We start from the raw sequence: 24827 nt of genomic DNA on the forward strand, positions 1-24827 counted from the left end.
GAAAAGGGGACGGAGGGGATTAAGTCGCTTTGGCCATCGTCGCGCCACTTGCGACCTAATCCCCCCCGTCCCCTTTTTCTACTGCAGGTTGCCCTTGGTGTCGTAGCGCAGGCGCACGGTCTGGCGGTCGCCGGCTACTTCATCCGGCAGCCACACCAGCTTGCCGCCCTTGCGGATGACCACATACACATGGCCGACCTGGGCCGGCGTACGCATCAGTGCATTGCGCTGTTGCTGCAGGGCCTGCGTCACCCGTGGCACGGCATCGAAATCGATGTTGGCCAGTGCGGTGCTGCTGCGGCGCAGGCTGATGGTCGGCGCGAACTGTTGCGGGTTCACCGCATCGCCCTTGCGCCACTGCCCGCGTTGGTAGTGGTAACCATCCACGTGGCCCGGCTGCTGTGGATCGACCAGGTCGATGTCGATGCGGCCGTCGTCATGGAAGTGGATGCTGTGGAAGACGACCAGGCGTTCGCCGGCCAGTCCGGGCATCGCTTCCAGCGCCTGCCGTGCAGCCTGCAGGCGCTCGGCGTCGAGCAGCAGGTTCGGCCGCGTGCGCCCGGGTACCTGCATCGGTTCGGGTGCCGCCCGTGGCGTGGCGATGGCCGTGGTGCGCAACGGTTGTTCCCAAGGATGTTGCTGCGTTGCATCCGCAGGCGCGATCGATGCGGCGCCACGCAGGGTCGCGTTGACGGTCTGCAGTGCCCCGCCCGCCGTGGCGACACCGGCCAGGGCCAGCACCACGCCAGCGAACACCAGCGGTGTGGACACGGGCCGCTTCACGCGCGCTCCATGCGCACGCTGCGGCGATCATCCGGGTCGTACAGGATGTCGACCTGCCCGCGTGGAATGTTGGCCAGGTCGAGCAGCGCAACGAAGCGGCGCACGCTGGCCTGCTGTACGTTGCCCTCGCGGTCGAGATATTCCAGCTGGAATTCCACCTGCGGTTGTTCGTTGACGTAGGTGCCGGTCTGGCGCACGTCGAGCACCCGCGCTTCGGCAGCGACGCCGCGGTACTTGAGGGCTTCAGCGCGCGCGTCGATCTGCAGTGTGCCGGCAAGCAGTCGCGCCAGCAGGCGCAGGGCGATCAGGTAGCTGCACAGCACCAGCGGGCAGATCAGCAGTGGATGACCGAAACCCAGGAACGTCCAGCCCATGCCATCGCTTTGCAGCCGGTAGGCCATGACGTACGCAGCAGCGACCCCGACGATGCCGATCAGGCCGCCGATCGCGCGGCGCCACAGGCTGGCGCTGTCCAGTTCCGGTTGCGCTCCTTCCAGCATTACGTTGGGCGAAGGCCCTGGCGTGCGGCTGAGCAGCACGCCCAACTGCTTGCCCACGGCAAAACGCTGCAGCTGTGGCTTGCTGTCGACCACGACCAGCGTTTCGGTGATCGGCGTGCCGGACAGATTGTCGAAGGCCAGTTGCAGCCGCCACTGCGCGAAGCCACGCACCTGCACACCGGTCTGTTCGGCCTGCTCGATGCGCGCGCTGCGTGGCTCGCCGTCGGCGAGGATGCTGCGCACGCGTTGCAATGCGCGCGGTGGCGCCAGCAGCAGGTAATGCAGGAAGGCGTACAGCAGCACCAGCCACAGTGCCAGCGACGCCGCCAGCAGGCCCAGTGCCAGCCCTGGCGCGCTGCGGTCGCCCACGTCCAGCGGCCAACCGGTGCCGAAGTAGATCAGGCAGGGGAAGGGCAGCGCGAAGAACAACATGAGCGCGCCCAGGAACCAGAGGTAGGCTTTCATGACTCGCCTTCGACGCCGTGGAACAGGCGGCGTAGGGTACTACGCTCAGCGGAATTGCAGGGTCAGCAGGAAGTAGCGCCCCAGGGGATCGTCCAGCCCGGGCATCTGCCCGCCGCTGCCGACAAGGTAGTTCACCGGCCGCGTATCGAGCAGGTTGTGCACGTCCAGAGCGGCAATCACGCGCGGGCTCAGCCGGCGCGCCAGATGCAGGTTCCAGCGCAGCTGCGCAGGGTTCATGCAGCGGCGCTGGTCATGCTGCTCCTGCGTGCAGGCTTCACCGGCCAGCCATGCGCGGGTGCGGCCGACGCGGTTGCCACGCAGGGCGATGTCCCAGGATGGGTTCTGCCACTGCACGTTGAGGATGCCTGCGTTCGCCGGTGTGGCATGCCCGCGCAGGTCCACCGATTCGCCATGGCTGCGATCACGTCGCAGTTCCTGCTGTTTCAATGCATCCAGCGAGAACAGCCATTGCCCGTTGCGGCCGGCATCCACCCGGTACTCGCCACGCAGTACCCAGTTGCGCGAGGTGGTGCGGCCGATGTTGTCGAATGACAGTCGAAGATCCCGCAGGCGGCCCTGCTCATCCAGCTCCCAGGTACCGGGATTCCACAGTGCGTCGCTGGGTTGCAGGGCGAGGATCTCGTTGCGCAGTTCGACGATGTTGTGGGTCAGCGACAGCGAGAACGCATCATTCGGAGTCCAGCTGGCAGCCAGCGAGTGGCTGCGCGAGGTCTCGGCTTTCAGCGCATCGTTCTCGACCACCTCTACTTCCACCGCGCAGCCGCCACCGCGCAGCGGGCGCGCGCACGGCGGCAGGGAAGCCGATGCGGGCAGGGGATACAGGCCGAAGTAGCCCGGCGGTCGCCGCCGCTCGAAGATGCTGGGCGCGCGGTAGCCGCGGCCACTGGCCAGCAGGAACGACCAGTGCGGGCTCGGGCTCCAGCGCAGGCCGGCACGCGGCGAGAACGCGGTGTCACCGCCATCGCGGTCCAGCCGCGCGGCCACGTCCAGGCGCAGCGTCGGCGCCAACGGCAGGCCCAGTTCGGCGTAGGCGGCGTTGCTCTGCCGCGACAGACGGCGTTGCTCCAGCGGCAGGCTCAGCGCCAGCTCGCCCTTGCCCAGCAGCGGATCAGGAAGCGATGTCCAGCGCTCGCGGCGCAGGTCGATACCGGTGGCCAGTTGTGCGGCACCGCCGGGCAGTGTCATCAGGGTTCGCTGCATGCCCCACCAGCCCTGCCACTGTTCGGTGTGTCCGCGGTTGTGGATGGCCGGAAACAGCTCCTCTGCCAGCCCCGGTGGCAGAGTGGAAAAGCCGGGCAGGAAATCCAGCGTTCGCGCGGCCTCCAGCAGGCGTTCGCTGCGCACGGTACCTTCGGTGCGCAGGTCCACCTGGCTGCGCTGCGCGCTGAGGCCGGCATCCCAGCTGCGGCCCGCGCGCTCACGGCCCATGCCAAAACTGATGTCGCCCTCGGTGGCATGCACGCGCGGGCGCACTTCGCCGCCTTCCTGCAGGACCACATTGAGGATCGCGCCACGGTTGAATTCGAGTGCGACGGCGGTCGGGCCCAGTTCAAAACGCTGGCGGTTGTGACTGGCGCGTGCTTCCACATAGGCGTAGCGTCCGTCACCGCGTTCGTGGCGATAGCGCAGGTAGCCGGACAGCGTCTCCGATGCCGGTTGCAGCGAACGCGGACGTGCGCTGTCGAGCCAGCAGCCGTCGTCTTCGCGCTGCAACGGCGGATGGCACTGCGTGGCAGGGAGGTAAACACCGTTGGGTATGATCAGCCCGATCGGGTACAGCGAGGTTTCTGCATGCCAGTCGCGCTGGTCACCGGCTACATGCTGGAGGCGATGCAGGTCGATGCCGGCAAACCAGCGGTCGCCACCTTCGCGCACGCCACCGGTGGCTGCCTGCACACGGTACTGATCGCCATCACCACGGCTGCTGACCCCCGATTGCAGGGTGGCCTCCGGCCCCTCGGCCTGGTCGCGCAGGATGATGTTGACCACGCCGGACATTGCATCGGCGCCGTAGATGGCCGAAGCACCGCCGCGCACCAGTTCGATGCGCTCGACGAAGCTGAGCGGAATGCCACCCAGATCGGTCAGCCCGCCTTCTTCCAGTGAGACCATCGGATAGCGCGGCAGGCGCCGGCCATTGACCAGGAACAGGGTCGCGCGCGGGCCCATGCCGTCCAGGCTGGTGGTGGCTGCTGCGCCGACCGGCAGGTACAGCGAATCACCACTGCGCGAGGTGCTCAGCGGCGGGTGGCCGTTCATGCCGGGCAGGTGGCGCAACAGGTCGAACAGCGTGCCGTAGCCGCTGCGCAGGATGTCTTCGCGGTCGATCACCGTTACCGGCAGCGTGGTCTGCACGGAGGTGCGCGGCAACCGGCTGCCGGTGACATGGATCGGAGCCATTTCCACCTGCACCGGCTTCGGTGGCGCTGGCGGCGGTGGCCGCCGTACCGGCTGCGCGACCACATCGGGTGGCGCAGCATGCCGGCGCACTACGAATCCGCCGCTGGGTGTCTGCAGGATGTTCACCGGCATGCCAGCGACGAGTCGCTTCAGTGCGGCGGCCGGCGCCAGCGAGCCGGCGACGCCGCTGGTGCGCAGGTCTGCCAATTCACGTGCGTCGAACACCAGGGCGATGCCGCTCTGGCGCGCCCATTGCTGCAGTGCCGGCGACAGGGCGCCGGGAGCGATCCGGTAATCGACCTGGGTGACTGCCTCGGCAGCGCCTGTCGTGGCCGCCACACCGGGCACCAGCACAACGCACAGCAGGGCCTGCAGCAGGCCCCAGCGCAGCATGTCCCAACGAAGCACACCCGGCGCCGGCATCGGCCGCCGCCTCAGTAGGTGCGGCGCAGTTCCAGCGCGCCATCCGAGCGCGGCTGGCCAGCAATGGACCACCCCAGTTCCAGGGCGGAAAGCAGTTCGTGCGCGTCGCCTGCACGGAAGGTGCCGCTGACCGCGAGGTCGGCGATATCCGGGTCGGCGACCACCAGTGGCGTGCTGCCATAGCGGTTCATGCGTTCGACCACGGTGGCCAGGGGCGTGCCGTCGAACACCAGCTTGCCCTGCGGCCAGGCCTCGGCGGCGGCAGTTGAGGACAGCTGCGGGCCCGGTTGGATCTTCCCGGAGGCCAGGACCTGCAGCTGCTGGCCCGGCGAGAGGGTGTGCTGCGCGCTGCCACTGGTGACTTCCACTACGCCTTCCAGCAGCGCGACCTCGACCCGGCCGTCAGCCAGGCGCTCAACCTGGAAGGTAGTGCCGATATCGCGGATCGAACTGCCACCGGCCTGCACCCGCAGCGAGCGCGATGACGGTTCGACCTGCAGCTGGATGCGGCCCTGTTCCAGCGCCAGTTCGCGTTTGCGCCAGCCGAAGCGTGCGGTGAGCGTAGTGCCGGCGTCGAGCATGGCGATGCTGCCATCGGCCAGCGTGCGCTGCTGCGGCAGCAGGCTCGCGTTGGCATAGGTCAGGGGTGTGGGATTGCCATCGGTGTACAGCATCCAGCCCAGGCCAACGGCCAGGCATACGCCGGCAGCGGCGGCCACACTTGGCAGCCAACGACGCTGCGGCCTGCGTGCCGCGCGCGCGGCGGCGGTGCGCAGCCACGGGTCGCCGGCCAGGCCGGCACTGCGCTGGTGCAGCTTCTCGGCCTGCACCCATGCGCTGACGTGCGCGGGATCCTCGGCCAGCCAGTCCTCGAAGGATTGACGCTCTTCGGGGCTGCAGTCGGGGGCTTCCAGCCGGGCTACCCAGGCGCTTGCGTGTTCAAAAAGCAACGTGTCATCCCTGTTGTCGTTGCGGATCATTCGGTGTCTCCATCATTGTGGAGAGGATCGGGGCCCAGCTCCTTGCGCAGGCCCTGCAATGCACGGGCAATGTGTTTTTCCACGGTCTTGGCGGTGATGCCGCAATGCCGGGCGATCTGTGTATAGCTCATCCCGGTGATGCGGTTGAGCAGGTACACCTCGCGGGCACGTTCGGGAAGCTTGAACAGTGCCTGGCGCAGCAGGGCGAGCATCTGCCCGGATTCTGCCTGACGCAGCGGATCAGGAGAAGCACTGGCGGCTTCTTCGTTGCCGTCGCGTTCGGTCAGCGACAGGTGGTTGCGCGATTGCGGCGAGCGCCCGCGGTCTGCCAGGCGGTTGCGGGCGATGCGGTACAGCAGCAGCCGCAGTTCCTCGGTGTCGTGTGCGCGGTAGCGGATCAGGCGCTCCATGCAGTCCTGGGCGATGTCCTCGGCATCCTCGGGACCGACACCGCGGGCGCGCAGGAAAGCGCACAGCGGCGCGCGTTCCTCACGTACGAATGCAATGAAGACGTCCGGAATCCCAGGCAGTTCCGGCGCAGCACGGAGCAAAGGGGAGGGCACGGACAGGGGAGGACCTCGGACGACAATGACGGACGCGTCATCGAGTTTTACGCGACGGTGACCGGATGGGGAAGCCCGCATTTCTTCTGTATTTCCATTGTGAATGCATTCATCTTTTTTCTCGTCGCCGACTGGGGGCGTCTGCCCCGCTGCTGCGTTCTGCTTTCGACCCGCGTGGTGCGGGCGGAGAGAGAGAACGCAATGAAGCATTCGAAGTTGAGCATCGCCCTGGCGGGCCTGGTGGGTATCGCGACCCTGGGCCAGATGGATGACGTCATGGCAATGAATTATCACGTACAGGGCGATCGCGTCGTGCTCAGTGGCGGTGTCACCGTCGCCGACGTGGTCGCACTGCCGGCGTTGCTGGCCAAGGCACAGGCCGAAGGCCGTCCGATCCGCGAAGTCGTGCTGCGCACCTCCAATGGTGGCGCGCTGATCGCGGGTGAGTGGCTGCAGGCAGTGATCCGTACCAACGGCCTGAACACCATCGTGTCCGGCCACTGCATCTCGTCCTGCTCGATCATGCAGTCCGGTGGCGTCGAGCGTTACCTGGCCGGCGACCTGCCGCTGGTCGACTCGGTGCAGATCCACGCCGCCAGCAGCGGTGGCAAGGTGATCTATACGCCTTCGCCGCGGATGACCGAGATCTACACCGGCAACTACGGCGGCGGCATGGATGCCGGCCTGCTGCACAAGGCCATGTACGAGGTGGTGCAGCCCAACGGTCTGCTGGTGTTCCGCGATCCGGCCCGGACCACCGGCGCGTCGATCAGCTTCGATCCCGATGGCAGTGGCCGCAAGCTGGAGACCTTCCCGGGCCAGGACATCTACAGCAACAACATCATCACCGCCGCCGGTTACCGCGACCCGGGCGACACCCTGACGGTCACCGGCAATGTCAGCGGCGACATCAATCCGGGCTACCTGCGCACCGCACGCCAGCTGCAGGCGTTCGTCGACGACGACTTCTCGCGCTGGAACGATACCGACTTCGCCACCACGTACATCAACCAGGCCGTTTCCATCTACAACGAGGCTGCACGTGGTCCCAACGGCATCGGTCGCTTCTCGGTGCAGGACTTCCTCAGCGATCCGGGCTTCCAGGCCGACCTGCTGGCGAGCCTGCGCCTGTCGGAGCTGGATGCCTCCACGCTGGGCAATTCGGCCGGTGTGATCCGCGTGGCCAAGGGCGGCACCTGGCGTACCGCCGAGACCACCGGCGCCGATTTCATGCTGGTGGAGAACGGCACCATCGCCCTGGAAGGCGGCGCCCTGCGGACCCCGGAGCTGCGCGTGCTGGCGGCCGGCATGGTGGTCGGCCACGGTGACATCGCCTCGGTCGCCAACGACTCGGATGCGCTGTTCGCCGGCACCGGTCCGTCGTACCGCGAGGACGGCTTCAACCGCCTGCGCGTGTTCGGCACCCTGATGCCGCGTGGTGGTGACCTGGTCACCCACGGTTACGTCAACATCATGCCGGGCGGCAAGGTGCTGTTCGACGTCACCGAGGCGGGCGGCGCCAACAGTGGCCGCCTGCGCGTGGGCGACTTCTACGACAGCGGCGCCAACGAGGGCGCGTTGGTCATCTCGCCGGGCGCGCACCTTGAACTGAACGTGGCGCAGGGTTTCTACGCCGGCAACTACCAGCGCGAGCTGGTGAGCGGCCCGATCTTCCAGGGCTTCACCGATGCGGTGCGCCTGGGCGACACCGGCTATACCGCCAGCATCACCGGCGGCGAAGTATTCCGGCCGCGTCACAACTCGTTGCTGAGTTTCAACATCAACCAGACCGCCGAGGGCCTGTCGCTGACGGCGAACCCCGGCTTCGACCAGCTTGCGCAGCTCACCGGCAACAACGGTCTCGGCCGTGCGCTGGCAACCGCCGGCCAGCGCCAGGATGCCGGCCTGAAGCCGCTGCTGGGTGCATTGCAGTTTGCCGATCGCGATGTGATCGCACAGCAGGCCGGTGCACTGCGCGGTGATGGCCACGCCAGCCTGCGCCTGGCCGACAACGCGCTGGTTGGCAGCATCGGCAGCGTGGTGCAGCAGCACCAGGCCGCACGACGCAGCGGCAGCGGTGACGCCGGCGGCCTGGCGGCACAGGCCGCGCAGGCGGCTTCGGCGCAGCCCGGCATGGCCAATGGCAGCCTGTTCAACCAGTTGGCGATGCACCTGGTGGAGCCGGCGGGGGCGGGCGGTGGCAACACCAACTTCGGCGGCGAAGCACCACGCAACCACGGCCTCTGGGGCCGCGGCTTCGGCAGCCATGGCCGCATCGACGGTGAGGGCGGCGTGGCTGGCCTGAGCCATACCGTCGGCGGCATCGTGCTCGGTGCCGATACGCAGCTGGCCGATGACCGGGTGACCCTGGGCGTCAGCGTTGCCGCTGCGGACATGTCGACCAAGGGCCGCGATGGTTCCGGCTTCACCGGTGATGTGCGCGCGCTGGATGTGGGCGGCTACCTGGATGCCACCTACTCGCGTGGCTACCTCTCGGCCTCGGTGCGCTACACCGACCTGCGCCACGACACCCGCCGCAGTATCGAGGGCATCGATGGCCTGCAGGGCCCGCTGCGTGCCAAGTACAACAACGATGCGATCTCGGCCCGCCTGGAGCACGGCTTCTCGTTCACCACCGCCAAGGGTGTGGTGATCCAGCCGCTGCTGCCGGTGGTCGACTACGCGCGCACCTCGGCCACCCGTTTCAATGAAGGGCAGGGTGCCGGCGCGCTGGTCGGGCGTGGTGACAGCCTGGAAAGCATCCGCGTCGGCGCGGGCCTGCAGTTGTTCAAGACCTTCGAAGGCAACAACGGCGAGCGCATCACCCCGCGCGCGCGCGTGGTCTGGCAGAAGGAACTGGGCGACACCCAGGCCCGTTACAGCACCGGCTTCGCCGCTGCGCCGGACCTGGTGTTCGGTGCCAGCAGCCAGACCGTGGGCGAGCAGGTGCTGGCCTGGAATCTGGGCGTGACCAGCCGCGCCAGCGATCGCCTGTCGGTGATGGTCGACTACGTGGGCGAGCGCCGCGACGGCCAGCTGCAGAACGGCGTGATGCTGGGCCTGGGCTACACGTTCTAAGGCAGTACCGGCACCGGCGGCAGTCACGCCGCCGGTGCCATCCCCATCGATGTGCGGGTGCGCTATGGTCGTGGCGGATTTCCGCGCAGACCTTGCCATGCAGATCGCCGTTTTCAGTGCCCGTCCCTACGATCGCCGCTTTCTGGAGGAAGCCAATCTGCGCGAAGGGGCAGGGCAGCCGTTCCAGTTCGTGTACTTCGATGCCGCGCTGGACGTGCACACCGCCGCACTGGCACAGGACTGCGCCGCCGTCTGCGTGTTCGTCAATGACAGGCTTGATGCGCCGGTGCTGCAGGCCCTGCATGCGCTGGGCGTACGCGCAGTGCTGCTGCGCTGCGCCGGTTTCAACAATGTGGACCTGGCCGAGGCCGCGCATCTGGGCCTGTTCGTCGCCCGCGTGCCGGCCTACTCGCCCGAAGCCGTCGCCGAGCATGCACTGGCGCTGGTGATGACCCTCAACCGGCAGACCCATCGCGCCTACAACCGCGTGCGTGAGGGCAACTTCATGCTTGATGGCCTGCTCGGCCGCACCCTGCATGGCAAAACCGTGGGCATCATCGGTACCGGCAAAATCGGGCTGGCCACCGCGCGCATCTTTCGCGGCATGGGTTGCACCGTGCTGGGGCACGATCCGTATCCATCGCCCGCCTTCGCAGAGATCGGCGCGATGGTTGAACTGGACGAGCTGCTGTCGCGCTCGGACATCGTCTCGCTGCATTGCCCGCTGACACCCGATACCCAGCACCTGATCGACGATGCCTCGCTGGCGCGGATGAAGCCCGGCGCGATGCTGGTCAACACCTCGCGTGGCGGCCTGGTCGATACCCATGCGGTGATCCGCGCGCTGAAGTCGCGCCGGCTGGGCCACCTGGCCATCGACGTCTACGAGCAGGAAAGCGCCTTGTTCTTCCAGGACCTGTCCGGCGAGATCATCGACGATGAGGCCTTCCAGCGGTTGATGACCTTCCCCAACGTGCTGGTGACCGGCCACCAGGGCTTCTTCACCGTGGAGGCGCTGCAGGAGATCTCGGCGATCACGCTGGGCAACCTGGCCGATTTCGCGGCGGGGCGGGACTGCGGCAACCGGGTGATGGCGGGCTGAGGGGCTGGGTGGGCGGGCGTTTGGCGGCAATCGTCACGACCGGATTGACCGCAGGGGTAGGCCGACCGTAAAATTGCCAGCTTCGCCGGAATAGCTCAGTTGGTAGAGCGGCGCATTCGTAATGCGTAGGTCGTAGGTTCGATTCCTATTTCCGGCACCAGTTTCAGCAAAAGCCCCGGCCTTGGTCGGGGTTTTTTGTTTGGGCGGCACGGCCATTGGTAGTGCCGGCCGCTGGCCGGCTGGTTCAGTAGTGCCAGCCCATGGCTGGCAGTCATGAGCTTCCGGTAGCTGTTCAATCCCTCGCGAGGCATCGCCCTCGGCTTCGCTGGTGCTTATAGTCAAGCGTCTTGTCCAACTCAGAATGGCCCTTTTGGCTTCAGCCCTGGAGTTGGATTCCGAAGACCTCCTTGTTGTCATGAATGCCGAACCTTGCTTCGAGGCTCTTTCAAGGAGCGTAAAAGACCCTGCAAAGGTCGCCGAGCAGGTCGGTGGCAGGACTGCTTACAGCGGAAAGATGCGAAGGTAGTCCTGAATGGTGAGGGGAAGGTCATAACTGCCATTCCAAGAAGCAGCGATGGGTTGAGAGACCCGAAGGTGAAGTGAAATGAAGCGGTCTATCTCGTCCCGTCTGCATTCTCTGCTGGCTGAAATCGCAGCGAAGCACAGCTTTCACTTGCCTGAAGAAGGCATCAAGCACCTTGTCAAACAGGACCGCGAGTCGCTGATCGGTGCATTAGCGCAGGAGTTTTCGGAGACCGGTTTGGGATCTGACGATGAGCCTAATCAACGAGGCGTCGAGATCGAAGAGATCATCGATTTCGTTGGCGCTATCGCTGATCAGACTGATGCGTCCAGCGACTAGGCAATGGTTTATTTGGAGCCGTAGGCGGCTGGTCGTAGGTTCGATTCCTGTTTCCGGCACCAGTTTCAGCAAATGCCCCGGTCTCGGTCGGGGCTTTTTGTTTGGCCGGCACGCCTCCCCGTCAGACCTCGCCCCCTGGACCTCCAGCTCCCCCTATAATCGGCCGCGCAGATCACCTGCACCGGTTCACCCGCACGGAGGCTTCCCATCATGTCCATTGCCGCAATCCCCGATGTTTCGCTGGTCGACAACAGTGAGCAGCGCACGCCGCTGATCCTGGTGTTGGACTGCTCCGGCAGCATGGGCGGTGGCCCCATCGAGCAGTTGAACGCGGGCCTGAAGCTGTTGGAGCAGGAGCTGAAGGCCGATGTGATCGCGGCCAAGCGCGTGCGCGTGCTGCTGGTCGAGTACGGTGGCATGGACAACGCCGCCATCAGCGGTGACTGGTGCGACGCGATGGATTTCGCCGCGCCCACGCTGTCGGCCAACGGCACCACGCCGACTGGCGCGGCGGTGGAACTGGCGCTGCAGGAAATCGAAGACGAGAAGGCGCGCTTCCGCCAGGCTGGCGTCGCCTACACCCGGCCGTGGCTGTTCCTTATGTCCGACGGCCAGCCCACCGATGCCTGGGAAGCGGTGGCCGAGCAGTGTCGCGATGCCGAGCAGCAGAACAAGGTGGCGGTGTTCCCGATCGCCGTCGGCAATGCCGACATGAGCGTGCTGGGCCAGTTCAGCCGTAATGGCGAGCGCGGCGTGAAGCGCCTGCAGGGCCTGCAGTTCAAGGAGCTGTTCCTGTGGCTGAGCGCGAGCATGCGGGTGGTCTCCAATTCGACGCCCGGCGGGCAGGTGCAACTGCCAGCCACCGACAGCTGGTCACAAGTGCCGGTCTGACCATGGCCTGGCGCGTGATGGCCGCATCGGCCACGGGACGGTCCCATCTGGACCGCGGGCAGCCCTGCCAGGACGCCTATGCGTCGGTGCAGGTGGGGCAGACATTGGTCGCGGTGGTCTGCGACGGTGCAGGCTCCGCATCGCACAGCGATGTGGGCGCCCGGCATGTATCCAGCAGCGTGGCGGCGTCGGTTACCGGATCTGCCCAGCTCGGTGCCGATCCACTGGCACTGCCGGTGGATGCGTTGCGCGCCATCATCGAAACCGCCGTCGACGATGCGCGCGGTCAGCTGGCGATGCTTGCGCTGAGCCAGGGCCTGAAGCTCTCCGACCATGCCTGCACGCTGGTAGGGGCTGTCGCCACGCGCGATGGCGGCTGGTTCTTCCATGTCGGCGACGGCGTCGCCGCCTGTGCCTTCAGCAATGAGTCGCCCGATGCGGTATCGCTGCCCGCCAACGGCGAGTACGCCAACGAAACGTGGTTCGTGACCGGTGGCAACTGGCGCGAGCAGCTGCGGCTGACCCGCTTCGAAGGGGCGATCGACGCGCTGGTGCTGATGTCCGATGGCGTGCAGCCGTTTGCGATGTCGCGCGCGGGCGACAGCCTGTTCCAACCGTTCATCGCACCGGTGATCCGTTATCTGGCCGGCGTCGATGAGACCCACGGCAGCCAGGCGTTGCACGCGACGCTGGCCGACCCGCGCACCGATCAGATCACCGGCGACGACAAGACGTTGCTGGTCGCGCTGCCGGCCTGAGCACATGCCCGGGCGCAGCGGCGAACAGGTCTACGACACACAGCGCAGGCCGCTGACCCTGGAGCGGCTGCTCAAGAGTGGCGGCGCGGGCAGTGTGTTCACCCTCAAGGAGCGGCCGCGCGAAGTAGCCAAGCTGTATCACTCGGACAAGGACGCGCGCGTCTACGAGCGCAAGCTGCAGGCGATGCTGGAGCTGCAGCCGGACCTGCCGTCGATGGAGGGGCAGGGGGCCGACCAGGTGCAGATTGCCTGGCCGTTGACCCTGCTGCGGGACCGCAGTGGGCGCTTCATCGGCTTCACCATGCCGATCCTGGATCTGTCGGCCACCAGCGATCTGGAACATGTGCTGCAGGAGCGGCAAGCGCGTGCCGAGGGCCTGCCTACCGGCTTGGGGTCGAAGATGACGCTGGCGGCCAACCTGGCGGTGATGCTGGCTGCGCTGCACCGGCGGCAGCACTATGTGGTCGACCTCAAGCCGCTGAACGTGCGGTTCTATCGCAGCACCTTGTTCATCGCGATGCTCGATTGCGATGGTTTCAGCATCCAGGGCAAGGGCGAGCGTTTCCCGGCCGGGCAGGTCACCACCGACTATCTGGCGCCTGAGTTCCAGCAGCCGGGGGTGAAGCCGGGCCAGGAGGAGGCGCAGGATCGCTTCGCGCTGGCGGTGATGGTGTTCCAGCTGCTTAATTCCGGCCTGCATCCGTATGCGGGCAGGCCGCAGGGGGCGACGGTGCCCAGCGACCTGCCGGCGCGCATCGCCGCCAACCTGTACCCGTATGCGCGCGGCAAACCGCATCCGCGGATGTTGCCCTCGCCGGTCAGTGGGCATGAGATGTTCCCGCCGGCACTGCGCGACATGTTTGATCGTGCGTTTTCGACGCAGGCGCGGCGGCGGCCTTCGGCGCAGGAATGGGCCACGCTGCTGCTGGACTACGCGCGGCGCAACGCCGGGCAATTGGTGACGTGTGGCAAGGATGCGGCCCACCAGCATTTTGTCGGCATGCCGTGTGCTGCCTGCGCCCGCGTCGAACTGCTGGCCGGCAGCGCACGCGCGGCGCAGACCCGCTCGCGGCAGAAACCGGCCAAGGCCCGCAAGCAGCGCGGACGTACTGCCGCGCGCGGTAACCAGGCGCAGCCGGTGGCCGCACAGGCGTCGGCTGCAAGCGGCGTTCCCGGGGTGATGTCGCGGGTGACGATGGCGGTGATCGGCACGTTGTTGCTGGGTTGGGTGATGGGCTGGGGCATGCCGGCCTACCGCCGCTACAGCGCGCTGGTGGATCCGAGCATCTGGGATGGCGTGGGGCTGGCCGTGCAGATGGCCATGCTGGCAATCGCGATCCTGCTGTTCATCCTGTTCGTGCCGATGCTGATCATGAGCAAGCGTCCATGAAGCTGCTGGGTGTACTGGCCGTGCTGCTGCTGGCCCTGCTCGGGATGGCGCCGTTCTGGGGCGACCTCGGCGTGCTGGTCTACGGCTCGATCGGCTGGCTCGGACGGCTGCTGTCGAGCGGCGCGTTGAGCGACGGCAGGGCGGCACTGCGTGCTGCGTTGCTGATCGGCGGTGCGGTGTCGGTGCTGTCGTTCCTGCGCGTAGCGGTGCAGGACCGGGCCGTGGACTATCTGATCGCGTCGGTGATGTTCGGCTTCCTCTCGTTCGTCATCTTTGTTGTCACCGGCATTTCCGGGGATGGGGCTGCGGGCGCAGGGAGCATGCAGGGAGCGCGCTCGGTCGTGGTCGGCGAGGATCGCACGACGGTTCCGCGCTGGTATTCACGCGGTCATTTCGAGCGGGAAATGCTCAACAAGGTGCACGAAACCGCACGTGCCGCTGCCCGTGGCGATCTGCCGCGCACGCAGGCGCTGATGCAGGAGCTGGATCTGTGGGCGCGCAATGGTCCAGCGCTGCGCGAAGACCGCACGGAGTACGAGCGCTTGCGTGCGGCGTACAACGAGACGATCGAGACCCTTGCCGCCCGGTCCGGCCGCCGTACGCAAAGAACGGGAGGCCTGGCCAGCGACGCGGGCGCGATGGTGGATCGGCTTACCGCCGAGGAAGCGCGCGAGCTGGAACTGAAGCAGATCGAGTTGCTGCAGCAGATGTGGAAACTCTCGCCGTCGAGCACGACGGTAGCGATGCGCCTGCTGGCGACGGATCTGCAGGAGCTGGCGATCCGCTCACGTTGGTCGCCACGCAAGCCATTCGACCGAGAGGGCGACGCGGCACTGGAAGAGCGCCTGTGGCGCGTCCACGGCACGCAGGAGGTGTTGTTCGCCTATGCACCGCTGGAGGAGCGCCTGTGGAATGCCTACGCGTCGACGATGGTCGACACGGACGAAGAGCTCGCGCTGGGTGCGCTGGTGATCGCCGGGCTGATCGACCGCAGCGACAAGACCGCCTCGGCTGATCCTGCCCGGTTCGACGTGAATACACTGCTGCTTGGCAGCGACGTGTTCATGCTCTCGACGCTGCTGGCCAGTGCGTCCGAAGACCGCATGGAGATCCTGAAGGCGCGCGCGACGCTGCTGTTGGGCGATGACGACCGGCAGGCGGCGGCAAGCAAAGGCGAGACGCCGGACGCCTCCGGCACTGCTGCAGACCCGCCGGGCCCGGTGGTCTCGGAGCCCTCACCACCGGCAACCTCGAAAGTTGACACCGCCAGGCAGGCGCAACGCGCGATGCCGCCAGCGGGGATGCTGGTCGATCGCAAGGGCCTGGCGCTGCGTACGTCGCCACTGCTGCCACCGCCGTCGCCACCGGCCGAGTATGGACAGGTGCTGGTCGACCTGCCCGCCGCCGGGTTCAAGGACCTGCGCCACGGCATCCCGCTGCGCGCGCCTGTGCAGGCCGACAGCACGGTCATCCTGCAGGTGGATGTCTGGCAGAGCGGCGTGGTTACTTCGGTGCTGATTGAAAGCAGCAGTGGCAACGCCGTGCTGGATGAGGCCGCGCGGCAGGGCGCGCGCACCTGGCACAGTGCGTCGAAGGTGCTCACGGGCGGCGAGCGCAGGCAGGTGACGGTCATGTTCAAAGCGCCTGTGGCTGCCGCACCACCGCCGGTGACCGTGGACGCACCATCGCCGATCGCCATGAGCCCGCCGCCGCCCCAGCTGAACCCCGAACAGGCGCTGGGCGCGCAGCTGGCGGCGATGGCGCGCCGGCAGCCGCCGCGTTATCCGCGTGGTGACGGGGAGACGGCGCCGGAGGGCAGCGTCGAGCTGCTGATCACTCTGTCAGCCGAGGGCCGCGTTCTCGATGTGAGCGTGGACCGCAGCAGCGGGCACCCTGCGCTGGATCGCGCCGCCCGTGACGCTGCGCTGAAATGGCACGTCACTCCCACACGGCCGGTGACCACGGTCAAGCAGATCATCCTGCGTGTGCCGGTGCGGTTCCAGGGCGGATAGCGGGGGCATGGCACGGGTCGGAGGCAGTGGCCGCTTCATCGACTGGCTTCGTTCGCAGGTCCCTTCAGTTCCACCGTGTTGCCGTCCGGATCCTTGAAGTACAACGACAAGCCATCGCCCTCTGCGCCGAAGTTGACCTCGGCCGGCCCCAGTACCGGCACGCCGTGGGCAGCAAGGTGGGCGACCAGCGCGGTTTCGTCGAAGGGCTCGACGCGCAGGCAGAGGTGGTCGACGTTGCGACCTTCGCTGCCCGGCCCGCTACCGCCGTGGCGACCGAGCGTGCCGTCCAGACTGATCAGATCGATCATCGACGCACCCGCACGCAGGTGCACCAGGCCCAGGTGCTCGCGCTGCCGCACCGCCACGCACCCCAACACCTGGGCATAGAAGGCTTCGCTGCGGGCCAGCTCGCGCACCCGCAGCACCACATGGTCGATGCGTTCAACGCTGAAGGGTCTGTCCATGCCGGGTTCCTCGAAGAAAGGGAGCTCAAAACTTGCTGAACCTGTTCAGTGGACTTTGCCGAACGAGGGGCCTCGTCGTCGCCGAGACCGATGCTACGCTGCCGTCCCCGCGCGTTCTGCCCGCCACAATGGCGCGGTGCGACAACGTGTCGCAGCCAGATCCGGGCCTTTCCTGCGCCTGATCATTGTCAATGCCTTTCTTAAATGGTGGGTGACGGCCTAAAATTGAAAGGCTGACTCGACCCCACCTTACCTGCCTGTCTTCTGGACGGGTGGGCCCGGCTTTGGCCGGTGCGGGCAGGACGGGGAACGGCATTCCCTCGCAATTGGATCGACCGATGATTCCGTTGAAAACCCTTGGGCGCTGGTTGCGCCCGGGCTTGCTGCTCGCATTGCTGGTGATGCTCACCGGCTGCGATGCCGTGGCCATCCTCAGTCCGAAGGGCCAGATCGGCCAGGATGAAAAGACACTGCTGATCACGGCCACCGTGCTCATGCTGCTGGTCGTCATCCCGGTCATCATCATGACCCTGACCTTCGCGTGGAAGTATCGCGCCTCCAACACCAAGGCCCGTTACGAGCCGAAGTGGTCCCACTCGACGGCGATCGAGGTGGTGGTGTGGTCGATCCCCTGCATGATCGTGCTGGTCCTGGCGGTGCTGACCTGGCGGTCCTCGCACGCGCTGGATCCGTACAAGCCCCTGGAATCGGACGTCAAGCCGGTCACCATCCAGGCGATCTCGCTGGACTGGAAGTGGCTGTTCATCTATCCGGAAGAGAAGATCGCGGTCGTCAACGAGATCAAGTTCCCGGTCAACACCCCGCTGAACTTCGAGATCACCTCCGATACGGTGATGAATGCGTTCTTCATCCCGCACCTGGGCAGCATGATCTATTCGATGGCGGCGATGGAGACCAAGCTTCACCTGATCGCCAACGAACTGGGTGAATTCCCGGGCATGTCCTCGCACTACAGCGGTGCAGGCTTCGCCAAGATGCATTTCACTGCCTACTCGGTCACCGATGCGCAGTACCGCCAGTGGCTGGACCAGGTCCGTGCCGGCGAGCAGACCCTGGACAAGACCACGTTCAAGGCGCTGGGCGAAGCGAAGAATTCCGAGTGGTACCCGGTCACCTACTTCGGCAAGGTTGAAGAAAGCCTGTTCGATTGGGTCATCGCCAAGCACATGGGCGACAACAAGCACTACGGCATGAAGCATTCCCACGCCGGTGCCGCTGCTGCCGACGCTGCCAGCCATGAAGCGCACGAGGGCCATGCCCCGAGCGAGGCCCACGATTCCAAGGAATCCGGTGAGAACCTGGATGCCACCGAACACGAACACGCAGGCCATGCCGGCCACGCGGGTTCGGGAGAATGAACATGTTGGGAAAACTCTCTCTTGAGTCGATCCCCCACGATCCGATCGTGCTGACCACCCTGGTCGGCGCGATCCTTGGTGGCCTGGGCGTCGTCGCCCTGATCACCAAGTTCAAGCTGTGGGGCTATCTGTGGAAGGAGTGGTTCACCTCGGTGGATCACAAGAAGATCGGCGTGATGTACATCATCGTCGCCTTCGTCATGCTGCTGCGCGGTTTCTCCGACGCGATCATGATGCGTACCCAGCAGGCCATCGCCGTCGGCGGGTCCGAGGGCTACCTGCCGCCGCACCACTACGACCAGATCTTCACCGCCCACGGCGTGATCATGATCTTCTTCGTGGCGATGCCGCTGATCACCGGCCTGATGAACCTGGCCGTGCCGCTGCAGATCGGTGCGCGCGACGTCGCGTTCCCGTTCGTCAACTCGCTCAGCTTCTGGCTGTTCGTGTCCGGTGCGGTGCTGATCATGCTGTCGCTGTGGATCGGTGAATTCGCCGCCACCGGCTGGTTGGCCTTCCCGCCATTGTCGGGCATCGAGTACAGCAACAATGTAGGTATGGACTACTACATATGGGGACTACAGGTGGCGGGTCTGGGTACCACGTTGAGTGGTATCAACTTCTTCATCACCATCCTCAAGATGCGCACCCCGAGCATGAAGCTCATGCAGATGCCGGTCTTCACCTGGACCGCGCTGGTGACCAACGTGCTGATCGTCGCCGCCTTCCCGGTGTTGACCATCACCCTGGTGCTGCTGACCCTGGACCGTTACCTGGGTACGCACTTCTTCACCAATGACGGTGGCGGCAACGCCATGCTGTACATCAACCTGATCTGGATCTGGGGTCACCCGGAAGTCTATATCCTGGTGCTGCCGGCCTTCGGCGTGTTCTCCGAGGTCATCGCGACCTTCTCGCGCAAGGCCCTGTTCGGCTACAAGGGCATGGTCTACGCCACCGCCTGCATCGGCGTGCTGTCGTTCATCGTGTGGCTGCACCACTTCTTCACCATGGGTTCGGGTGCCAACGTCAATGCCTTCTTCGGCATCACGACGATGATCATCTCCATCCCCACCGGCGTGAAGATCTTCAACTGGCTGTTCACCATGTTCCGCGGTCGCGTGCAGTTCACCACGCCCGTGCTGTGGACCATCGGCTTCATGGTCACCTTCACCATCGGCGGCATGACCGGCGTGATGCTGGCGATCCCGGCCATCGACTTCGTGCTGCACAACAGCCTGTTCCTGATCGCCCACTTCCACAACGTCATCATCGGCGGCGTGGTGTTCGGCATGTTCGCCGGCATCACCTACTGGTGGCCGAAGATGTTCGGCTTCCGCCTCAACGAGTTCTGGGGCAAGTGCGCGTTCTGGTGCTGGTTCATCGGCTTCTATGTGACCTTCATGCCGATGTACGTGCTGGGCTTCATGGGCATGACCCGTCGTCTGCAGAGCACCGTCAACCCGGCCTACGAGCCGTTCCTGCTGGTTGCCGCTGTTGGCGCCTTCATCGTGGGTGCCGGCATCCTGTGCCAGATCATCCAGGTGGCCGTGTCGATCCGCGACCGCAAGAAGACTGCCGACCTGACCGGCGACCCGTGGGATGCCCGTACGCTGGAGTGGGAAACCTCTTCGCCGCCGGCCTTCTACAACTTCGGCACCTTGCCGGAAGTCACCGAGCTGGACGATTTCTGGGAGCGCAAGCAGCGTGGTGAGGCCTGGCCGAAGCCGGCCAAGTACACCGACATCCACATGCCGCGCAACACCGGCACCGGCGTTGTCATCGGCGCCTTCAGCATGGTGTTCGGCTTTGCGATGATCTGGCACATCTGGTGGCTGGCCATCATCGGCTTCGTCGGCATGATCGCCACGTTCATCTACCGCACCTTCGACCAGGACGTGGACTACTGGGTCCCGGCTGCCGAGGTGGAACGCATCGAGAACGAACACCGCAAGCACCTGGAAGCCCAGGGCCTGGTGAAGTCGGAGCTGAAGGCATGAGCACCAATACCTCCACCGTGAACCACGGGCACGCCGCACACGCGGCGGCCCATGGCCATGACGACCACGAGCACCACGACACCGGCGGCAACACCGTCTTCGGTTTCTGGGTGTACCTGATGAGCGACTGCCTCATCTTCGCCTCGCTGTTTGCCACCTACGTGGTGTTGGCCGGCGGCACCGATGGTGGCCCCGGCGCGAAGGACCTGTTCGAGCTGCCGTTCGTGGCGTGGGAAACCGCGCTGCTGCTGACCTCGTCGCTGACCTTCGGCCTGGGCATGATCGCCATGCACCGCAAGCAGGTCGGTCAGATGTTCCTGTGGCTGGGCATCACCTGGCTGCTGGGCTTCGGCTTCATGTGCATGGAAGTCTATGAGTTCCAGCACCTGATCCATCAGGGTTACGGTCCGGACCGCAGTGCCTTCCTGTCGGCGTTCTTCGCCCTGGTCGGTACCCACGGCCTGCACGTCAGCGCCGGCCTGCTGTGGCTGCTGGTGATGTTCGTGCAGCTGAAGAAGTACGGCCTGACCCCGACCAACAAGACCCGCATGGCGTGCCTGAGCCTGTTCTGGCACTTCCTGGACCTGATCTGGATCGGCGTGTTCTCCGTCGTCTACCTCAATGGAGCGCTGTAATGGCACATGACAACCATGCACACGACCACGCCGCCGGCGGCGAAAGCCATGGCACCGTGAAGTCGTACCTGATCGGCTTCGTGCTGGCGGTGGTGCTGACCGTCATCCCGTTCTACATGGTGATGTCGGGTGATTTCTCGCGCACCGTCAACGGTGTGGTGATCGCCATCACCGCGGTGCTGCAGATGCTGGTCCACCTGGTGTTCTTCCTGCACCTGGACCGCTCGTCGGAGAGCCGCTGGAACGTCAACGCTGCGGCCTTCACCGTGGTGGTGATCGGCATCATCGTGGTCGGTACCCTGTGGGTCATGCACAACATGAACGTGCACATGATGCACTGACGTCTTTGCGACGTTGCCACGCAGAAAGGCCGCCTCCGGGCGGCCTTTCTGTTTTTCCGTTGTCCGGTAGTGCCGGCCGCTGGCCGGCAGCCAGTAGATCCACGCCATGCGTGGATGCAGTTGCCTCTCAACCCACCTTGCGCAGGAACTCCTCGGCGTCCATCGGCCGTCCAAGGTGATAGCCCTGCAGCTGGTCGCAGCCCAGCTCACTCAGGTAATCGCGCTGCGCCTGGGTCTCCACGCCCTCGGCCACCACCTGCAGCTGCAGGGTGCGGCCCAGCGCGATGATCGAGGACACGATGGCCGCATCCTCGTCGTTGCGTTCGAGGTCATGCACGAACGCCCGGTCGATCTTCAGCTCGGTGGCCGGCATGCGCTTGAGGTACAGCAGGCTGGAATAGCCGGTGCCGAAGTCGTCGATGGCGATGTGTACGCCCATCGCGGTCAGATCGTTGAGGATCGCCAGGCTGGCTTCGACATCCTTCATGGCGATGGTTTCGGTGATCTCCAGGGTCAGCCGCGCCGGGTCGATGCGATGGCGTTCCAGCACCGACCGCACGCTGTCCAACAGGGCCGGCGAGGCGAACTGCAGCGGCGACAGGTTTACCGCCATCGTCCAGTCGCTGTGCCCGCCGTCATGCCAGGCGCGCAGCTGCGCGCACGCCTGGTCGAGCACCCAGTCGCCGATCGGCAGGATCAGGCCGCTGCGCTCGGCGATGGGAATGAACACGTCCGGTGCCAGCAGGCCCAGTTCCGGGTGCTGCCAGCGCAGCAGCGCCTCGGCGCCGGTGGCCGGTGCATCGGCCGCCGGGAATTTCGGCTGGTAGTGCAGCAGCAGTTCGTTGCGCGCGATCGCCTTGCGCAGGTCCTGCAGCAGGCGCAGCTGGCGGTTGGCACTGAGCTGCATTGAAGGGATGAAGAAGGTGTAGCCGTTCCGTCCGGTTTCCTTGGTGTGGTACATCGCCGCATCGGCATGTGCCATCAACTCGCGTTCGTCGCCGGCATCGTCCGGATACAGGGCAATGCCCAGGCTGGCGGTGACCTGCAGTTCCGCCGCATCCAGCACGAAAGGTTCGCTGGCCGCCGCGATCACCCGCTCGGCGACCACCGCCGCATCGTCAGGCGCATCGATGGCCAGCACGATCACGAACTCGTCGCCACCGAGGCGGGCGAGGGTGTCCTGCGGCCGCAGCTGCGCCCCCACGCGTTGGGCCACCGCGACCAGCAGGCGATCACCCAGCTGGTGGCCATAGGCATCGTTGACGGCCTTGAAGCCATCCAGGTCGCAGAACATCACCGCCACCGACTGCTGGCGGCGTTGCGCCTTCTCGATGGCCTGCTCGATCCGATCCTGCAGCAGCATGCGGTTCGGCAGCTGGGTCAGTGGATCGTGCAGTGCCGCCTGGATCAGCTTGTCATTGGCGTGGGCCAGGGAGTCGGCCAGCAGACCGGTGCGCACGCGCATCTGGCGGTCGAACAACGAGGCAACCAACGCGATGCCCAGCGTGGCCAGCGTGGTCACGATCACCAGCACGGCCAGCCAGCGGGGATCGATGCCGCCGCTGCCGACCGCGCCGCAGACGCTGCCTGCCGGGAAGCGTGCGGCGGCCATGCCGGTGTAATGCATGCCGACGATGGCCAGGCCCATCACCAGTGATGCCAGTATCCGCAGGCGCACCGTGTTGCGTTGCTCGACGCGCAGCCGGAAGGCGATCCACAGCGCTGCACCGGCGGCGCCGATGGCCACCGCGATCGATGCGGCAAACCAGCCCGGGTGGTAGTCGATGCCCGGCTGCATCCGCATCGCGGCCATGCCCAGGTAGTGCATGGCCGCGATACCCAGTCCCATCAGCACCGCACCGGCGGCCAGGCGCTGCAGCGGCAGGCTGGGCCGCGACACCAGCCACAGCGCATAGGCCGATGCGCCGATCGACACGGCCAGCGAATACAGGGTGATCGCCAGGTCGTAACCGACTGGAATCGGCAGCTTGAACGCCAGCATCGCGATGAAGTGCATCGACCAGATGCCCAGGCCCATCGCGGCGGCACCGCCGGCCAGCCACCAGCGTGCGACCCGGCCCTCGGCCGTGGCCAGGCGGCCGGCCATGTCGAGCGCGGTATACGATGCCAGCATGGCCACCAGCAGCGAGATGGCGACCAGGCTCTGACTGTAACTACCAGTCATGTTGAATCCAGAGGAGAAGGGAGGGGCGCCCGCAAGGCGCACGCCCGCCACCGCTATCGGCACCGGCGGGTGGGACTTGAGTGGTCGCAGCACGTGCGACCCGGCTCGGCTATCCTGCCACGCTCGTTGCCCCTGCAGGAAATCTCCGATGGCCAAAGCCCGCACCGCGTATGTCTGCAATGAATGCGGCGCCGAATACAGCAAGTGGCAAGGCCAGTGCACCGAGTGCAACGCCTGGAACGCGCTGTCGGAAATCGTCCTTGAGAGCGCGACGGCGGCCAAGGCGCCCGCCTCACGGCGTGCCGGCTGGGCGGGCAAGATCGACCCGCCAAAGATCACCGCACTGAAGGACGTGGCGCAGACCGAGCACAACCGGGTCAGCACCGGCATCGGTGAATTCGACCGCGTGCTCGGCGGCGGCCTGGTCGAGGGCGCGGTGGTGCTGGTCGGGGGCGACCCGGGCATCGGCAAGTCCACCCTGCTGCTGCAGGCCGTGGCCAAGATGGCCGCGGTGCTGCCGGTGCTCTACGTCACCGGTGAAGAATCACTGGCCCAGGTGGCCGGTCGGGCGCACCGGCTGGAGCTGCCGCTGGAGGGCGTCAACGCGCTGGCCGAGACCGGTGTCGAATCCATCCTGCAGCACGCCACCAAGAGTGGGCCGCGGCTGATCGTGGCCGATTCGGTACAGACGCTCTGGACCGAGACGCTGACTGCCGCGCCCGGTTCGGTCAGCCAGGTACGTGAGAGCGCTGCGCGGCTGGTGCGCTTCGCCAAGGAAACCGGAACCGCGGTGTTCCTGGTCGGCCATGTGACCAAGGAAGGCGGCATCGCCGGCCCGCGGGTGCTGGAACACATGGTCGATGCCGTGCTGTATTTCGAAGGCGAGAGCGGCAGCCGCTTCCGCCTGCTGCGCGCCTTCAAGAACCGCTTCGGTGCGGTCAACGAACTGGGCGTGTTCGCGATGGGCGACAAGGGCCTGAAGGAAGTCTCCAACCCGTCGGCGATCTTCCTGTCCGGTGCCAGCACGCACCAGCCGGGCAGCTGCGTGATGGTCACCCGCGAGGGCACCCGGCCGTTGCTGGTGGAAGTGCAGGCGCTGGTCGACGCATCGCCGCTGTCCAATCCGCGCCGCGTGGCGGTGGGCCTGGAGCAGAACCGCCTGGCCATGCTGCTGGCGGTGCTGCATCGGCATGGCGGCGTGCTGGTCGGCGACCAGGACGTGTTCGTGAACGTTGTTGGTGGCATCCGCGTGCAGGAGACCGCCGCCGACCTGCCGGTGCTGCTGGCGGTGCTGTCCTCGCTGCAGGACCGTCCGCTGGCCGAGAAGACCATCGCGTTCGGTGAAGTCGGCCTGTCCGGTGAGATCCGGCCGGTACCCAACGGCGAGGACCGCCTGCGCGAGGCGGCGACCCACGGCTTCAAGCGCGCCATCGTGCCCAAGGCCAATGCGCCCAAGGGCGGCTCGGTGAAGGGGATGGAAGTGATCGCGGTCGAACGCCTGTCCGAGGCCATCGACGCGGCGTGATGCCGGTACTGTAGAGCCGAGCCGATGCTCGGCTGCTTTTCCGGCAAAGGGCAGCCGAGCGTGGGCTCGG

The 24827-nt window shown here is 66.2% G+C and carries 19 protein-coding genes and 1 tRNA gene; 13 read left to right on the plus strand and 7 right to left on the minus strand.

Annotated elements, in window-relative coordinates:
• Positions 1–78: 78 nt before the first annotated feature.
• From CR156_RS03030 to CR156_RS03050, 5 genes are read right to left on the minus strand one after another with little or no spacing between them, the layout of a single operon-like run.
• Positions 79–783 (minus strand): hypothetical protein, encoded by a 705-nt coding sequence (locus tag CR156_RS03030; RefSeq protein ID WP_100551863.1) that lies wholly within the window; start codon positions 781–783, stop codon positions 79–81.
• On the minus strand, positions 780–1748 hold the full coding sequence (locus tag CR156_RS03035) for a hypothetical protein (protein WP_100551864.1): 969 nt from the start codon (positions 1746–1748) through the stop codon (positions 780–782). The genes CR156_RS03030 and CR156_RS03035 overlap by 4 nt, the downstream gene beginning before the upstream one ends.
• Positions 1749–1793: 45 nt before the next feature.
• A complete protein-coding gene (locus CR156_RS03040) occupies positions 1794–4592 on the minus strand; it encodes a TonB-dependent receptor (protein WP_243381686.1) in 2799 nt (932 codons plus the stop codon).
• Between the two features lie 11 nt (positions 4593–4603).
• Entirely contained in the window at positions 4604–5572 is a 969-nt protein-coding gene (locus CR156_RS03045) for a FecR family protein (RefSeq protein WP_100551865.1), read from the minus strand.
• Positions 5569–6048 (minus strand): RNA polymerase sigma factor, encoded by a 480-nt coding sequence (locus CR156_RS03050; protein ID WP_100465698.1) that lies wholly within the window; start codon positions 6046–6048, stop codon positions 5569–5571. Before CR156_RS03050 ends, CR156_RS03045 begins: the two co-directional genes overlap by 4 nt.
• 288 nt (positions 6049–6336) lie before the next feature.
• On the opposite strand from CR156_RS03050, the gene CR156_RS03055 reads away from it, so the two are divergent.
• The 8 genes from CR156_RS03055 (at position 6337) to CR156_RS03090 (ending at position 16228) form a co-directional block, all read left to right on the plus strand.
• On the plus strand, positions 6337–9213 hold the full coding sequence (locus tag CR156_RS03055) for an autotransporter domain-containing protein (RefSeq protein ID WP_100551866.1): 2877 nt from the start codon (positions 6337–6339) through the stop codon (positions 9211–9213).
• A gap of 97 nt (positions 9214–9310) precedes the next feature.
• On the plus strand, positions 9311–10315 hold the full coding sequence (locus CR156_RS03060) for a 2-hydroxyacid dehydrogenase (RefSeq protein WP_100554067.1): 1005 nt from the start codon (positions 9311–9313) through the stop codon (positions 10313–10315).
• 84 nt (positions 10316–10399) lie between these two features.
• Positions 10400–10475: transfer RNA gene (locus CR156_RS03065), tRNA-Thr, on the plus strand.
• Between the two features lie 444 nt (positions 10476–10919).
• A complete protein-coding gene (locus tag CR156_RS03070) occupies positions 10920–11177 on the plus strand; it encodes a hypothetical protein (RefSeq protein ID WP_100551867.1) in 258 nt (85 codons plus the stop codon).
• 210 nt (positions 11178–11387) lie between these two features.
• On the plus strand, positions 11388–12068 hold the full coding sequence (locus CR156_RS03075) for a vWA domain-containing protein (protein WP_100551868.1): 681 nt from the start codon (positions 11388–11390) through the stop codon (positions 12066–12068).
• A gap of 2 nt (positions 12069–12070) precedes the next feature.
• Positions 12071–12826, plus strand: a complete 756-nt coding sequence (locus CR156_RS03080; RefSeq protein ID WP_133120039.1) for a PP2C family serine/threonine-protein phosphatase — start codon at positions 12071–12073, stop codon at positions 12824–12826.
• Between the two features lie 4 nt (positions 12827–12830).
• Entirely contained in the window at positions 12831–14216 is a 1386-nt protein-coding gene (locus CR156_RS03085) for a DNA-binding protein (RefSeq protein ID WP_100551869.1), read from the plus strand.
• The gene (locus tag CR156_RS03090) at positions 14213–16228 is read left to right on the plus strand and encodes an energy transducer TonB family protein (protein WP_100551870.1); all 2016 of its coding nucleotides are present in this window, start codon (positions 14213–14215) and stop codon (positions 16226–16228) included. The genes CR156_RS03085 and CR156_RS03090 overlap by 4 nt, the downstream gene beginning before the upstream one ends.
• A gap of 35 nt (positions 16229–16263) precedes the next feature.
• Here CR156_RS03090 and CR156_RS03095 read toward each other — a convergent pair whose 3' ends face one another.
• The gene (locus CR156_RS03095) at positions 16264–16692 is read right to left on the minus strand and encodes a VOC family protein (RefSeq protein ID WP_100551871.1); all 429 of its coding nucleotides are present in this window, start codon (positions 16690–16692) and stop codon (positions 16264–16266) included.
• Positions 16693–17030: 338 nt separating this feature from the next.
• On the opposite strand from CR156_RS03095, the gene cyoA reads away from it, so the two are divergent.
• Genes cyoA through cyoD form a run of 4 tightly spaced genes read left to right on the plus strand, consistent with a single transcriptional unit; the run spans position 17031 to position 21047 of the window.
• A complete protein-coding gene (cyoA, locus tag CR156_RS03100; RefSeq protein WP_100551872.1) occupies positions 17031–18071 on the plus strand; it encodes a ubiquinol oxidase subunit II in 1041 nt (346 codons plus the stop codon).
• Positions 18072–18073: 2 nt separating this feature from the next.
• Positions 18074–20071, plus strand: a complete 1998-nt coding sequence (gene cyoB, locus CR156_RS03105; protein ID WP_089239620.1) for a cytochrome o ubiquinol oxidase subunit I — start codon at positions 18074–18076, stop codon at positions 20069–20071.
• Positions 20068–20706: a cytochrome o ubiquinol oxidase subunit III gene (cyoC, locus tag CR156_RS03110; protein ID WP_099821051.1), complete on the plus strand. Its 639-nt coding sequence runs from the start codon at positions 20068–20070 to the stop codon at positions 20704–20706. Before cyoB ends, cyoC begins: the two co-directional genes overlap by 4 nt.
• Positions 20706–21047, plus strand: coding sequence for a cytochrome o ubiquinol oxidase subunit IV (cyoD, locus tag CR156_RS03115; RefSeq protein WP_025873831.1), 342 nt, complete (start codon positions 20706–20708; stop codon positions 21045–21047). Before cyoC ends, cyoD begins: the two co-directional genes overlap by 1 nt.
• 127 nt (positions 21048–21174) lie before the next feature.
• On the opposite strand, the gene CR156_RS03120 is transcribed toward cyoD, so the two are convergent.
• Positions 21175–23232 carry a putative bifunctional diguanylate cyclase/phosphodiesterase gene (locus CR156_RS03120; RefSeq protein ID WP_100551873.1) on the minus strand — a complete coding sequence of 686 codons (2058 nt, stop codon included), beginning with the start codon at positions 23230–23232 and terminating at the stop codon, positions 21175–21177.
• A 148-nt stretch (positions 23233–23380) separates the two neighbouring features.
• On the opposite strand from CR156_RS03120, the gene radA reads away from it, so the two are divergent.
• Positions 23381–24757: a DNA repair protein RadA gene (radA, locus tag CR156_RS03125; protein ID WP_100551874.1), complete on the plus strand. Its 1377-nt coding sequence runs from the start codon at positions 23381–23383 to the stop codon at positions 24755–24757.
• Positions 24758–24827: the final 70 nt, after the last annotated feature.

It is taken from the genome of Stenotrophomonas lactitubi, assembly GCF_002803515.1.
GTDB classification, from domain to species: domain Bacteria; phylum Pseudomonadota; class Gammaproteobacteria; order Xanthomonadales; family Xanthomonadaceae; genus Stenotrophomonas; species Stenotrophomonas lactitubi.

Coding starts and splice junctions, on each gene's coding strand:
- CR156_RS03060 (WP_100554067.1), top strand. CDS start 9,311: ATGCAGATCGCCGTTTTCAGTGCCCGTCCCTACGATCGCCGCTTTCTG.
- CR156_RS03090 (WP_100551870.1), top strand. CDS start 14,213: ATGAAGCTGCTGGGTGTACTGGCCGTGCTGCTGCTGGCCCTGCTCGGG.
- CR156_RS03040 (WP_243381686.1), bottom strand. CDS start 4,592: ATGCCGGCGCCGGGTGTGCTTCGTTGGGACATGCTGCGCTGGGGCCTG.
- CR156_RS03035 (WP_100551864.1), bottom strand. CDS start 1,748: ATGAAAGCCTACCTCTGGTTCCTGGGCGCGCTCATGTTGTTCTTCGCG.
- radA (WP_100551874.1), top strand. CDS start 23,381: ATGGCCAAAGCCCGCACCGCGTATGTCTGCAATGAATGCGGCGCCGAA.
- CR156_RS03070 (WP_100551867.1), top strand. CDS start 10,920: ATGAAGCGGTCTATCTCGTCCCGTCTGCATTCTCTGCTGGCTGAAATC.
- CR156_RS03120 (WP_100551873.1), bottom strand. CDS start 23,232: ATGACTGGTAGTTACAGTCAGAGCCTGGTCGCCATCTCGCTGCTGGTG.
- cyoD (WP_025873831.1), top strand. CDS start 20,706: ATGGCACATGACAACCATGCACACGACCACGCCGCCGGCGGCGAAAGC.
- CR156_RS03045 (WP_100551865.1), bottom strand. CDS start 5,572: ATGATCCGCAACGACAACAGGGATGACACGTTGCTTTTTGAACACGCA.
- cyoC (WP_099821051.1), top strand. CDS start 20,068: ATGAGCACCAATACCTCCACCGTGAACCACGGGCACGCCGCACACGCG.
- CR156_RS03080 (WP_133120039.1), top strand. CDS start 12,071: ATGGCCTGGCGCGTGATGGCCGCATCGGCCACGGGACGGTCCCATCTG.
- CR156_RS03075 (WP_100551868.1), top strand. CDS start 11,388: ATGTCCATTGCCGCAATCCCCGATGTTTCGCTGGTCGACAACAGTGAG.
- CR156_RS03055 (WP_100551866.1), top strand. CDS start 6,337: ATGAAGCATTCGAAGTTGAGCATCGCCCTGGCGGGCCTGGTGGGTATC.
- cyoB (WP_089239620.1), top strand. CDS start 18,074: ATGTTGGGAAAACTCTCTCTTGAGTCGATCCCCCACGATCCGATCGTG.
- CR156_RS03095 (WP_100551871.1), bottom strand. CDS start 16,692: ATGGACAGACCCTTCAGCGTTGAACGCATCGACCATGTGGTGCTGCGG.
- cyoA (WP_100551872.1), top strand. CDS start 17,031: ATGATTCCGTTGAAAACCCTTGGGCGCTGGTTGCGCCCGGGCTTGCTG.
- CR156_RS03085 (WP_100551869.1), top strand. CDS start 12,831: ATGCCCGGGCGCAGCGGCGAACAGGTCTACGACACACAGCGCAGGCCG.